This window comes from Thermoanaerobaculia bacterium, assembly GCA_035593605.1.
Classification (GTDB): Bacteria; Acidobacteriota; Thermoanaerobaculia; order UBA2201; family DAOSWS01; genus DAOSWS01.
Map to the genome: position 1 here is coordinate 1 of DAOSWS010000009.1, position 12,035 is coordinate 12,035.

Annotated in this window: 13 protein-coding genes; 2 read left to right on the forward strand and 11 right to left on the reverse strand. The window is 52.7% G+C overall.

Annotated elements, in window-relative coordinates; all coding sequences use genetic code 11:
• Positions 1-115 precede the first annotated feature (115 nt).
• Positions 116-715 (reverse strand): phenylalanine--tRNA ligase beta subunit-related protein, encoded by a 600-nt coding sequence (locus PLD04_05835; GenBank protein ID HXK67844.1) that lies wholly within the window; start codon positions 713-715, stop codon positions 116-118.
• Between the two features lie 154 nt (positions 716-869).
• Here PLD04_05835 and fabL point away from each other — a divergent pair, with 154 nt between their 5' ends.
• Both fabL and PLD04_05845 read left to right on the forward strand, forming a co-directional pair.
• On the forward strand, positions 870-1,634 hold the full coding sequence (gene fabL, locus PLD04_05840; GenBank protein HXK67845.1) for an enoyl-[acyl-carrier-protein] reductase FabL: 765 nt from the start codon (positions 870-872) through the stop codon (positions 1,632-1,634).
• Between the two features lie 68 nt (positions 1,635-1,702).
• Positions 1,703-2,419, forward strand: coding sequence for a CsgG/HfaB family protein (locus PLD04_05845; GenBank protein HXK67846.1), 717 nt, complete (start codon positions 1,703-1,705; stop codon positions 2,417-2,419).
• A 75-nt stretch (positions 2,420-2,494) separates the two neighbouring features.
• On the opposite strand, the gene ccsA (PLD04_05850) is transcribed toward PLD04_05845, so the two are convergent.
• From ccsA (PLD04_05850) to PLD04_05895, 10 genes are read right to left on the reverse strand one after another with little or no spacing between them, the layout of a single operon-like run.
• Positions 2,495-4,630 (reverse strand): cytochrome c biogenesis protein CcsA, encoded by a 2,136-nt coding sequence (gene ccsA / locus PLD04_05850; protein HXK67847.1) that lies wholly within the window; start codon positions 4,628-4,630, stop codon positions 2,495-2,497.
• A complete protein-coding gene (locus PLD04_05855) occupies positions 4,630-5,022 on the reverse strand; it encodes a cytochrome c maturation protein CcmE (protein ID HXK67848.1) in 393 nt (130 codons plus the stop codon). The genes ccsA (PLD04_05850) and PLD04_05855 overlap by 1 nt, the downstream gene beginning before the upstream one ends.
• Positions 5,019-5,144 (reverse strand): CcmD family protein, encoded by a 126-nt coding sequence (locus PLD04_05860; protein ID HXK67849.1) that lies wholly within the window; start codon positions 5,142-5,144, stop codon positions 5,019-5,021. Before PLD04_05860 ends, PLD04_05855 begins: the two co-directional genes overlap by 4 nt.
• Positions 5,137-5,787 (reverse strand): cytochrome c biogenesis protein CcsA, encoded by a 651-nt coding sequence (gene ccsA, locus PLD04_05865; protein HXK67850.1) that lies wholly within the window; start codon positions 5,785-5,787, stop codon positions 5,137-5,139. The genes PLD04_05860 and ccsA (PLD04_05865) overlap by 8 nt, the downstream gene beginning before the upstream one ends.
• The gene (locus tag PLD04_05870) at positions 5,784-6,479 is read right to left on the reverse strand and encodes a heme exporter protein CcmB (protein HXK67851.1); all 696 of its coding nucleotides are present in this window, start codon (positions 6,477-6,479) and stop codon (positions 5,784-5,786) included. The genes ccsA (PLD04_05865) and PLD04_05870 overlap by 4 nt, the downstream gene beginning before the upstream one ends.
• Positions 6,448-7,071, reverse strand: a complete 624-nt coding sequence (locus PLD04_05875) for an ABC transporter ATP-binding protein (GenBank protein ID HXK67852.1) — start codon at positions 7,069-7,071, stop codon at positions 6,448-6,450. The genes PLD04_05870 and PLD04_05875 overlap by 32 nt, the downstream gene beginning before the upstream one ends.
• Entirely contained in the window at positions 7,064-8,746 is a 1,683-nt protein-coding gene (locus PLD04_05880; protein HXK67853.1) for a DnaJ domain-containing protein, read from the reverse strand. Before PLD04_05880 ends, PLD04_05875 begins: the two co-directional genes overlap by 8 nt.
• Positions 8,747-8,757: 11 nt before the next feature.
• Entirely contained in the window at positions 8,758-9,987 is a 1,230-nt protein-coding gene (locus PLD04_05885) for an ABC transporter ATP-binding protein (GenBank protein HXK67854.1), read from the reverse strand.
• On the reverse strand, positions 9,984-10,769 hold the full coding sequence (locus PLD04_05890) for an ABC transporter permease (protein HXK67855.1): 786 nt from the start codon (positions 10,767-10,769) through the stop codon (positions 9,984-9,986). The genes PLD04_05885 and PLD04_05890 overlap by 4 nt, the downstream gene beginning before the upstream one ends.
• 6 nt (positions 10,770-10,775) lie before the next feature.
• Positions 10,776-11,951: a penicillin-binding protein activator gene (locus PLD04_05895; GenBank protein HXK67856.1), complete on the reverse strand. Its 1,176-nt coding sequence runs from the start codon at positions 11,949-11,951 to the stop codon at positions 10,776-10,778.
• Positions 11,952-12,035: the final 84 nt, after the last annotated feature.

The following is a 12,035-nucleotide window of genomic DNA, read 5'->3' on the forward strand; positions in this document are numbered from 1 at the left end:
TAACCCAAGTGCGGTACTGAAAATCTCCTTCGTCTCTATGTGGGCCTCTCTTTTCTTTCAGATAACCCACATTCTACACTCGCTACCCACTCATTTCAGCGAGGAACCGAGTTTTTTAAGGGCCGAGCAATCCCATTTCCTTCAGGTTGCGGCGAAAGCGGTCTTCGTCTAAAAATCCCTGGGGAACATAGGCCACAAAGGAAACCGATTTGGTGACGCCGGATACGGAGGCCCGTTTTGAATCGGTGATCGGTGTGCTGTACGGACCCTGTCGATCCTCCAGAAGAATCTTTCCTTCCAGGTGAATCGGACCCCTGAGGCTCACCATCTCTTCTCCCGGGGCACCGATTCGGAGCTGTACCGGAGGCTCGATCTTTACAAGGTCAGCGACACAGCAGGGAACTTCCCAGAGGAGGGAGAGAAGGTTGGAAAGATCCACCGCGGGGTGGACCCGGGGAAAGGGATCCCCCCGAAGTATCCGTCTCGCCAGAGCTTCAAAGGAAGGGCGATACTTTGTGGGATCGGTCCCGGCTTCCCGAAATCGCGCTCGAACAGCAGAAGCAACGGGAGAATCGGTCAAAGGCTTGTCAGAAAACCGGTTTCCGAGATCGTTGAGAACGTTTAGGATCCTGTCCTCTGAGACCACGGGAAGTCCGGTCAATGTCCAGGTCTGAAAGAAGAGCTGCCACCCCGAAACCAGTAATGTACAGTCCATGGAGCCATTGTATCAAAGGAGAAGATCAGGTAAAAAACGATTCCGGCGCTTAACTTTTTACAGATGGCTATCCCGTGATGCCCCATCCGTAGACCTCACAACAAAGACAGAGTCTCATGACCATTTGTGTCCGGACTAGGGTATACTATCATCCATGAAACGAACCTTCATTGATCTGTCCGGAAAAAAGGCCCTGATCACCGGTGGAAGCCGGGGTATCGGCCGTTCAATTGCCATTGCCCTGGCAGAGGCAGGCTGTGATGTAGCCATCAACTTCTTTCGGCACCGGGAGGCCGCAGAGGAGGTTGCGAAAGAAATCGAGGCCCTGGGACGCACGGCCCTCATCTTGAAGGCCAACGTTGCTCAGGAAGATCACGTTCACCGCATGTTCGAGGAGATGAAATCTGTCTGGGGCCAGATTGACATTCTGGTATCCAATGCGGCCTCCGGCGTACTGAAACCTATTACGGAACTCACCTTTCATCACTGGCAGTGGACGATGAACATCAATGCCGCCTCCCTTCTCCATCTCATCCAGCACTCCATTCCGCTGATGAAGGAAGGAGGGATCGTAATCGCCGTCTCTTCTCTGGGTGCAATCCGGGCCATTCCCAACTACACCTTTGTCGGCGCTTCCAAGGCAGCCCTGGAGTCCCTCGTGCGCCATCTTACCGTGGAACTCGCTCCCCGCGGAATTCGGGTGAACTGCATTTCGGCAGGCACCGTCGAAACCGACGCGCTCCGTCACTTCCCGAACCGGGATGCAATTCTGGATGAATCCCTTGAGCGGACCCCCAGCGGCCGATTGACGACACCCGAGGACGTAGCCGACGTGGCCCTCTTTCTATGTTCACCCCTGGCCTCTCAGATTCATGGACAAACCCTGATTGTCGACGGAGGCTACAGCATCGTTGCCTGAAATTGACAGCGACCTGTCCCCCTGATAGCATAGGATAAATCGTGCACGTTACTACAAGGAGGAAACGAATGCGTAAATTTGTCTTGTTTGCGATGATGGCCCTGATGATGATCTTCGCCGTCGCGGCTCTTGCCGGAGAAAAACCAAGTATCGGCGTTCTTCGGTTCACCAACCATGCCCACTGTTACTGGTGGGGCAGCGGGGTCGGGGACGAGCTTTCTGACATGCTGGCCTCTGAGCTGGCTTCCAAGAAGGTCTTCAGCGTTCTGGAACGCAAGGAGATCTCTGCGGTTCTCGGTGAACAGGATCTGGGTGCTTCCGGAAGGATCGATCCGTCCACCCGGGCCAAGATCGGCAAGATCAAGGGAGCCCAGTATCTCGTGGCCGCATCAGTTTCCGCTTATGAAGAGAATACCAAGGGCGGCGGCGGAGGAATCTCCTTTGGAGGGATCTCTGTTGGAGGAAAGAAGGATAAGGCTTACATCGCGGTCGATCTCAAAATTATCGACACGACTACCGGGGAAATCGTGGATACCCGCACGGTGGAAGCTACCTCCAAGTCCGGCGGTTTGAACCTTGGACTGTACAAGTGGGGTGTGGGCAGCCACCTGGAACAACATTCAAAGACACCGGTAGGAAAAGCAATTCGAGCCTGCGTGATCGAAATCGCCGACTACCTGGAATGTTCGATGATCAAGGGGAAAGACAGCTCCTGCATGAAGGAATACGACGCCAAGGAACAGAAACGCAGGGAAAAGACCAAGTCAGCTATCGATCTCGAATAACCATTTCCAATTCAGATAAATAAAAGGCCGGGATTTAATTATCCCGGCCTTTTTTTGTTCCAGGTCCGGTTCGAATCAGGATTCACTCTCCGATAATCCGGATGGTTCATTCGATTTTCTCTTCCCGGGCAAAAGACCCACGACTCCTCCGACGATCATCATCAGGGTTCCCAGCCACACAAGGGAAATAAAGGGGACGCGGGTAAATTCGATGACTGTCTTTCCTCCGGTCTGAATTCCTGCGGAATCCGAAGTGGCCAGAATAACGCTCCCGGAGGTTGCCTCAATCCGCTGCAGCCGGGCACGCACATCGGAACCAGGGATATGAATTTCCGGGGTTTCCGGTGCCTTTCCGGGAACCATCCGGTATTCCAGAACCAGCGGCGGATCGTTCCTGCCATTCACGGAGAAAAGAGCCTGGACAACCATGCCTTCCCCCATCTGATGCTGCTCGTTGAGCTTGAATCCGAGAAAAGTCAGGGAAGATCCTCCGATCTCCCGCGCCTCTCCCTTGGAAAGAATGATCAGACTTGAATCCTCCGGAGGCGTGTACTCATGGCTGGCATAGTACTCATCTCTCAAAAGGCCGACTTTGATGTACGGATTGGCCACGATCTGTTCGGTCTTTTGATTGAACCAGAGCTCCGGCATTGCGGTGTAGGTCGAGCCACCGCGGCTCACATCCAGGATGACAGCGGAGTGACGTTTTCCCGGCGGGGTCGTAAAGTCTTTGAACGTGAAGGTGTAGTCTCCCACCTGCCTTGGCTGGTTCTGGACCAGGGATACCTTGGTCAGCTCGTCGTATCCCGTGGCGTAGACCGAGCCCAGGATGAAGAGGCCAATTCCGGCGTGGATCAGGCCGACCGACCAGCGGGCCGGGTTCATCAGCTGGGCAGCAATGGTCGAGATTGAGACGGCCACGAGGAGTAAATGGACCGGATTATGGACCCCGAAGACGTACGAAAGAACCACGACCAGGAGGGTCAGAAGCGATACCGGGATGGCGATCTTCTTTTTCCACGCAAAAAAGGTGAAGATGAGAAGAAGGAAAAGATAGACCGGAACCTGGGTGTTGACATAGAAGGGAATCCCGACCTGGGAAGGATTCGAGAAAAAGGGCAGTCGGGTAATGAGAGGGGATGAAGTGCCCAGGATGATCAGGATCCCCGACATGACGAGAAGAACCAGAGAAGCTCCGAGAAGCGCCATGGGGCTCAGGAGGCCCTTCACACGAACACCTTCCGGGAAGATCCTGATCCGGGCAAAGAAGAGCACCATGCTTCCCAGGAGAAAAATGGCCAAAAAGAGAACCAGCCAGGCTGTAATCCCCAGATCCACAAAGGAATGGACGGAAAAATCACCCAGGATGCCCGATCGTGTCAGAAAGGTTCCGTAGATAATAAAGAGAAAGGAAAAGATGGCCAGGACGGCGTTGGTTTTATAGAATCCCCTGTACCGGCGTTGAATGACGATTCCGTGCAGAAGCGCGGTTCCGAAAAGCCAGGGTACGAGAGAAGCGTTTTCGACAGGATCCCACCCCCAGTAGCCTCCCCATCCCAGGGTTTCGTAAGCCCAGTATCCGCCCAGAATGATGCCGACGCCGAGGCTCAGCCATGCGAAGACGAGCCACTTGTACGACACCTCGGCCCAGTGGGTGATATCCCGCTTCCACATCGCGGCCATGATGAAGGCGAAGGGAAGACCAAAGGCTGCGTATCCCAGGAACATGATGGGAGGATGGATCGCCATCCAGGGATTTTGAAGGAGAGGATTCAGGCCGCCTCCATCCAGTGGAGGATTGGGAAGCAGGCGAAACGGATTTTGTTTCACCAGAAGAACCAGCAGAGCCACAAGGATTGAGTTGTAGAAGACCATGACCGGCCTCTGCCACTCCCACTCGATGGAGAAAAGAAAGAGCCCGACTCCGCAGGCCATGAGGGCCCAGAGGAGAAAGCTCCCTTCCTGTCCCGCCCAGAAAGAGGATATGGTGTAAATGAAAGGAAGGTCCGAAGATGAATAGGCCGTTACATAGGCCAGCCGAAAATCCCTTGTCAGAAAGTGGTAAAAGAGGAGGATGGAAGGAACCGTCACAAAGAGAGTCGTGGTTAGATATCCAATCCGGGACCACTCTTTGCGGTCTGTCAGGTATGCAACCAACGTCAGGATCTGGAGAGCAAGGGCAAACCAGAGAAGATAACCGCCTAGTGTCATTACTGTTTCCTCCCGTATTCTCGTTCCGTTCCGCTCCCCTCATACTTGGAGGGACATTTCACGAGCAGCTTATCTGCCTGAAAAACCTTGCCGTCATAGGCGCCGATCGCCACGATAAAGGTCGCTTCTTCAAAATTAGCCGGACGGCTTCCTGAATAAGCTACAGGTAACAGATCTGTTCCGTCCTTTTCAATCATGGTGAAAAGGAGGGTCTGGGATCCTTCGTCATAGCGAACGGACCCCGGCTCCAGGGATCCGGCAACCTGAACACCCCGGCCCGATTTTGCATCCTTGAAGGAAACATAGGGGGTCAGGGACTGGCGAAACATGACCAGGGCAAAAATCGTAAAGGCCAGGACCAGCAGAACGGCCAGGAAAATCCGTGTCTTCAACTCTGATCCTCCCGTTCAATTCGACGAACTTTACGATCGAGCCGCCAGATATAAAAAAAGAGCCCACCCCAGATTATTGCGTTCACCAGGGCTACATAAAACAGGCTGTGTGAATCATTCATGAGAACCTTCCTTTACGGAGATAAGGCGCTGGATCCGGCATTCCAGCCGGTAAAGCCAGACATAGAAAAGAGTAAAGCCACCCAGCGAAAACAGAAATGTGCCAAGAATTCTTCCCTGCATCTTGATCTTCGCCTCAACGTTAATCAAGGTGTCCGGATGCAGAGAGGTGTACATTCTTGGAATAACAAAGGTCAAAAAGATAGCCGGCACGATGGCAAAGGCCGCGTAAACCGCCGTGAGGTTGGCTCTTCTCCGTGGATCATCAATGGAGGAGCGAAGAACGAGATACGCAGCATAGACAAAGAGGAGGATCGTAATTGAGGTTTCCCGCGGATCCCAGTTCCAGTAGGAACCCCACATGATCTTTGCAAAAATCGCTCCCGTCACGGTGGCCAGAATGGAATAGAAAAAACCCTGCCGAGCGGCTACGGAACTTTTCAAGTCGGATTCATCCTGTCCGGTTCGAAGATATTGCACGGCATGAAAGGCTGCGACCAGAAAGGAAAGTACTGCAACCCAGGCCATGGGCACGTGAAAAAAGACGATCCTGGAAGATTCACCTATGAAACCCTCCGCCACCGGGGCAAAGAGAAATGCCATGAAACATATGGCCAGAATCCAGAGAAAGACGAGTATGTTCATTCGATCCACACCTTTTCAAAGAGAATGAGAGAGAGAACAAACATGGCACCGGCGAACGAACCGATCACGCTGATCGAGCGCAGGAATTCCATGGATGAGATGCCGGTGGCGGCCTTGCTCGTGCCCTCAATGGCCACGAGCAGGAGAGGAATAATGATGGGAAAGGACAGGATGGAAAAGAGAGCCCCTTTCATCCGGGCTTTGGCCACCATTGCGGCGATGAGCGTAACGCCCGTCGTCATACCGAGAATGCCAAAGAAAACTTCCGCGGCAAAGTAGAGCGGAGAGGCGATGGAAAACTCCATCAGAACAATATAAAGGGGGGTAACAACCGCCCCCATCATTCCCATCAGACAGAGATTAAACAAAAATTTTCCCAGAAAAACCGCGGATGATCGAGCCGCAAGCTGGAGTCCCGGAGCCGTTGAGGTCTCCTCCTCCTTCACAAAGACACGATCCAGACCGCTCATGCCGGAAAAAAAGACTATGATCCAGAGCCAGGCCGAGAGAATGGCAGGTTGGTCCAGAGTTCGGATCTTGTATGGACCCACAACAAAGCTCACCAGAAAAAGCACGGTCAGAGAGAAGAGAAAGATCGCGTTCAGGGCCACTTTGGTCCTGAACTCACTCACCAGATCCTTGTTCAGGATGGCGAGAACTTCATTGACCAAGGAAGAGTTCTTGGGTTCCATACGCAAATTCTCGTGTGTCGTTGGTTGCGAGAATGACAACACCTCGAGCCTTTTGGGCTTCAATGATCCGACCGACGACATCCATCCCCTCATCGTCCAGGTTCGATCCCGGTTCGTCCAGATAGAGAATCGGAGGCTCATGGAATGTGGCAAGCAGTAGCTTCAGCCGCTGTTTCATTCCGGATGAATAGACTTTGACCCACCGATGACGGGAAGTCTCCAGTCCCACGGAACGGAGAAGCTCCTGCAGAGTTTTCTCATCTCGATCAACTCCCCTGAGCTTTGAAAAGAAGGCCATGGTTTCCATTCCGGTCAGTTCCTCGTACAATCGCATTTCGGGGGTACACATGCCGATCCGGTGAAACAGCTTCCGAGGAGGGCACTCTTTTCCCTGCCATCGAACTGCGACTTGACCCTCCTGCGGGCGCATAAATCCCGACAGGATGCGGAGAAGTGTACTCTTCCCCGATCCGTTCGGCCCCCTGACGAGGAGAACGTCTCCGGATGGAACCTGCAGATCCAGGGCAGAAAAGAGGCGGGTGCGTCCGAAGGCCTGACCCAGTCCTTCTGCGACAAGTTGAAGATCAGCCATGAAGCTCCTTGAGAAGGTTTTCGGCCTCAAAGTGACCCGGCTGGATTTTGACCGTCTCCTGGAGGTGGCGGATCGCCCGACTTTTCATTCCAGCTCTAAGATAAAGTTTCGCCAGCATAAAATGAACATCGGCATTGGCGGGATCAAGGTTCAGGGACTGGAGAAGGTTGGCTTCTGCCTCCTTGAGCCTTTTGGAATCCTGCATGAGGCATTGGCCAAGAAGCCGGTAAGTTTCAGCCGTTTTCCCACCCAGGTAGAGAACTTCATTCAACTTCTGAATCGCCTGGGATAAATGGGAATCCGCAATGGCTTTTCGCACATCCCGCATAATTGCCATAACCTTATCTTCAGGCCTCAGTGTCGGATCAGCCATACGGTTGATTTTCAGATCATAGGCCTTTCGTTCCTCTGGATCAAAAAGAATCTGGTAGGCCTGGTTGATGGCGGCAAAGTACATCTCGACCATATCCTTAACGATGGGATAACGCTCGGAACCGGTAAACCGGTCGGGGTGGTACTTGCGGGCAAATTCATAATATTTTTTTCGAATGTCGTCCTGCGATGCCTGGAGCGTAAGATCCAGGATTTCATAACAGGTCTGTTTCTTTGCCTTCTCTGCCCGCTCAACTACTTCATCAATCGGATCAAAGGTAAAGATACGCAGTACGCCTGAAATGTAAAGCTGGCAAATCGTGCGATCCTTCTGTTTTTCCGGAGGTGGAAGCAGCGAATAGAGATGCCTCACCTCCAGTTGTTTGTCCTGAATCTGATCCAGAAGGTAGTATTGGTCCGGTGTAAGAGGCAGTGTCTGAATATCTGGAACGGTACTTTGAACCAGATCGGTATCTTTCCAGGGTAGAGGGGAGGGCGGTTCAAATTCCTTTACAAGATTCACCGAGTGAAGGACCATTCTGGGAACATGGACCGGAAAGGTCAGATCTTTGGAAAGTTTCGATTCTACAGGGAAAAACTCCCAGGTACCATTCCAGTCAAATGTCGTGGACCCTAAAAATTCCTGATGCTCGAGGAGTGCAGAGTTTAACCCTTCAGCACTCAGGGCGCCAACGGCCACAAGACAGTGACCGATTCTCTTTCCCGAGGAAAAGAAGAGCCGGGTTGCGGCCTGGAACTGGTTCGGGGTGATTTTCCCTTTCTGGACCAGGTAGCTTCCCAGATGCTCTCCATCAATGTTGGTCGTGATGAGAAAGAGAATACCCCTCTGAAAGTGAAAGCGGTGTTCCCGAAACTCTTCCTTGCAGATAAGAATACCGTTCAGTTTTAACCTCTGGGTTTTGATGATGAATCGCCCCAGATCGACGTGGGTAATCGTGCCCTGATCGGCAGCGCGGACCTTCGAATCACGCGGGTTAAAGAGATGGACGGCTTCAGAAAACCGCATGATCTTGACCACATCATCCCACTTTGTTGAGATGACAATATCCGCCAGGGGTGATTTTCGGTCCTGATCCGTATAGTCAATAATGCGGGTCCCGCTCTTTCGCCAGGATTTCAGAACTTCGGTGTTGGATTCATCCAGTTCAACAATTGAGGTCAGGACGGCAAACGGCTGCTCATCCACACTCCGTACATTGGGGTGAAAACGGAGACTGGACTGCCGGAGCGCCGCAGGAAGATCCTGCGGTTTAAGTCCCAGAGCGATAACCGACGAAGCCATAAACTATTAGTTTACCCTGCCCCATCCGCCGGGTCAACGTCGATTTCCCCTGCGAAGGTCCATCGGTGCGCCGGACGGAATCCCCCAAGGTCCCGCTTTTCTCCATGGACGGTGAACTCCAAGCATCGCATCCAGTAGTCGTAAGCCCGGCCATCCTTACGGTGGATGGCTGCATCCAGGAAATAGTTCCCCGGTGTCAGAGCGGCTCCTTCAACCTTGAATTCGACACATCCTTCACCCTCCCAGGGCAGAAATTGAATTCCATCGATTAAGGTATTGGTCCCATATACAATTTCCCCCTCTCTCCGCCGGATGGCAATCCCGAAGACAACATCATCGAGAGAACGATGAGCCTGTGCATACAATCGAATGGTGAACTCCTTGCGATTGGAAGGCAAAAGGGAAGATTCTCTCCCCTCCTCCCCGATCAGGCTGATTTGTGTCAGGCTGGCCTCTCCGGTTCCGTTGCGAAGGTCCTCTGAAGAATCGGTACTCTTTCCCACGGCTTCCCGGTAGGCTCGGACAACGTCGTGGGGAGAGCCGATTTTCATAATCTTCCCCTTGTCCAGCCATACCACCCGTTGACACAGCTTTGTAATCAGGTCGAGATCGTGGGAAACAAAGAGAATGGTGACACCGCGGGCCTGAAGAGAGAGAATCCGCTCGATGCACTTTCGGGAGAAGGCCTCGTCCCCCACAGCCAGAACCTCGTCCACGAGAAGGATATCTGCATCAACGTGAACAGCGACAGAAAAACCGAGCCGGACGTACATTCCTGAGGAATAAGCTTTCACGGGCTCTTCCATAAAGGCTTCAAGTTCGGCAAAACGAACAATATCATCCATCCGCTTCCGGATTTCCTTCCGGGAAAGGCCTAGCATCACCCCATTAATGAGAACATTATCCCGACCTGAAATCTCGGGATGAAACCCTGCTCCCAGTTCAATCAGGGCAGCAATCCGTCCCTGCGCGGCTGCAGACCCGGAGTTGGGAGTCAAAATTCCGGCCACGACCTTGAGGAGTGTACTTTTCCCGGACCCGTTTCGTCCGATGACCCCAACCATTTCACCCTTCTGAACCGTTATGCTGACATCATCCAGAGCCAGAAGGTGCTCCGAGGGCTGGAAAGTTCCCCGCAGCTGTCCACTGAGCAGGGCTCCCTTGAAGCTCTGCCAACGGTATCGTCCCCACCGGCGGTAATATTTCACCAGCCGCTCGACAACGATGGAGTAATCGCTCATGCTTCCTCCATCAAGGTTTCCTTCAACCGTTCAAAGAGGAAAACACCCACCAGGAGAGAGACAAGGCTGACAACCATGGCAGCGGCAAGGTCGGTCCAGCGGGGAAACCGATGAAAAAAGGAGAGATCCTGATAGACGATGAAGAGCGGCGTGGCAGGATTGAGATGAATCAGCCGTCTCAGCAGAGGGTACTGGATCATATCCAGAGGATAGATAATGGGTGTTGCAAAAAACCATAAGGTGATCAGGTTCTGCATGAGGTCGCGAAGATCACGAAAGTGGACCGAAAGAGCGGACAGAGTGAGAGCAATTCCCGTTGTGAATAGAAACTGCAGAAGCAGTGGAACGGGGAGAAGAAAAATTTCAGGTCCGAGATTCCCCGTCCATAGAAGGGCTCCAACCAGAATCGGAAGGGCCAGAACAAAGTGAACGCCGTGGCTTACCACTTTGGTAATGGGAAGAATTTCGGTGGGGAAGAGAACTTTTTTGATCAGCTGGGCGTTATCCGGCAGGACGATCGTGGATTCAAGCAGGCTTCCGGAAAACCAGGTCCACGGAAGCAGACCACAGAACAGAAACATGGCATAGGGACGAATCCCCTCCATCCTTGGCTGAAAGATCGTGGAAAAGACAACCGTGTAGATCGTTAGGAGCAGGAGAGGATTAATAAGCGACCAGAAGTAACCGAGAAGGGTTCCCCGGTAACGTGCCTGCAATTCCCTTCCCACGAGCGTAAGGATCAGCTCCCGGTACCGGATAAGATTATGAATGAAGTGAATCAATGAAGCTCAGTTCTGCCCCGACCTCAGCCGCTCAATCTCTTTTAGAATTCGATCCCGTTCATTCTTACGATATTCCATGTAATCGACTTCCTGCCCCTGGGTGTACCAGTAGATTCTTGGAAATTTGTTTACATCTCCGTAGGTATTGAAGACGACAGGACCGGTCACACCGGTAAATCCCTGAAGACCCTTCAGGCCCTTGTAGACATCCTCGGGATAGGTGCCACTCTGAGAGATGGCAGTCGCAAGCACGAGAAAGGAGTCAAAACCATAGGCCGCGAAAACATCGGGCATCTTTCCAAACTGTTCTTCGTATTTTTTAGTGAAGACATCAACGATATGGCTCTTTTCACCACCATCCTGCCCCGTTTCAAAGGGCGGTTTACAATAATAGATGTTCTCCGCAGACTCTCCCGCTCTGGCAAAGGCTCCGGGGGTATTGATGGCCGATGTCGTGAGAACCGTACCCTTATACCTGACCGCTTTGAGGTCCTGCAGAACCCGGATCGTAATGTCCGAGTAGGCAGCGATGAAGACCGCGTCCGGGTTGAGCGCCAGAGCTTCTGAAATGGGATCGGAAAAACTCTCGGCATCTGTCGGCAGAACGATCTTCTGAGCATTCAGGATGCCCAGCTTTTTCAGCTCGAGCGCATAGTTCTCCGCCACCCCGTCCCCATATTCGTTATTCTGGTACAGAATGGCGATCTTCGTGGCACCCACGATCTCAGCTGTATGTTTGGCCATACGAATGACTTCCTGCTGATCCGACGGGTAGATTCTGAAAAAGTAGGGATTGATCCCGGACAGCTTCGCATGCGAAGCCGTGGGGCTCAGAAGCACCCGGGTTCGCTTGGCTGCGATTTCCGCCATTTTGAAGGCTTCGGAAGAGGTGACACCTCCGATCACCGCAAGGGCCCCCTCCTTGATCACATCGTTCATCAGCTCCGCTGCAGCGTCGGGCTGGGATTTGGTATCTCGATAGATCACTCGAAAACGATAGGGATAATCCTGACTGGATTTCACGTAGGCTTCAGCCACCATGATTCCTTCTTTTACGGCCTGACCGTAGAGCGCTGCTTCTCCGGATTCGGGAAGAATCGCACCGATCACGATCTCTTTGGGCTTACAACCGAGCGTTACAAGCATGGAAATGACAAAACTAGCGATCACGAGACGTTTCATGACCTTACCCCCTGCGATATGGCTTGCAATCATTCTTTGATTTGACCCGATAATTATAAAGGATGGGAAGAGCGGATACAACCG

Bases quoted from the DNA above. Each gene is read 5' to 3' on its own strand.
- PLD04_05870 (HXK67851.1), bottom strand. From the start codon at position 6,479: ATGGAACCCAAGAACTCTTCCTTGGTCAATGAAGTTCTCGCCATCCTG.
- PLD04_05875 (HXK67852.1), bottom strand. From the start codon at position 7,071: ATGGCTGATCTTCAACTTGTCGCAGAAGGACTGGGTCAGGCCTTCGGA.
- PLD04_05860 (HXK67849.1), bottom strand. From the start codon at position 5,144: ATGAATGATTCACACAGCCTGTTTTATGTAGCCCTGGTGAACGCAATA.
- PLD04_05835 (HXK67844.1), bottom strand. From the start codon at position 715: ATGGACTGTACATTACTGGTTTCGGGGTGGCAGCTCTTCTTTCAGACC.
- ccsA (HXK67847.1), bottom strand. From the start codon at position 4,630: ATGACACTAGGCGGTTATCTTCTCTGGTTTGCCCTTGCTCTCCAGATC.
- PLD04_05895 (HXK67856.1), bottom strand. From the start codon at position 11,951: ATGAAACGTCTCGTGATCGCTAGTTTTGTCATTTCCATGCTTGTAACG.
- PLD04_05885 (HXK67854.1), bottom strand. From the start codon at position 9,987: ATGAGCGATTACTCCATCGTTGTCGAGCGGCTGGTGAAATATTACCGC.
- PLD04_05880 (HXK67853.1), bottom strand. From the start codon at position 8,746: ATGGCTTCGTCGGTTATCGCTCTGGGACTTAAACCGCAGGATCTTCCT.
- fabL (HXK67845.1), top strand. From the start codon at position 870: ATGAAACGAACCTTCATTGATCTGTCCGGAAAAAAGGCCCTGATCACC.
- PLD04_05845 (HXK67846.1), top strand. From the start codon at position 1,703: ATGCGTAAATTTGTCTTGTTTGCGATGATGGCCCTGATGATGATCTTC.
- ccsA (HXK67850.1), bottom strand. From the start codon at position 5,787: ATGAACATACTCGTCTTTCTCTGGATTCTGGCCATATGTTTCATGGCA.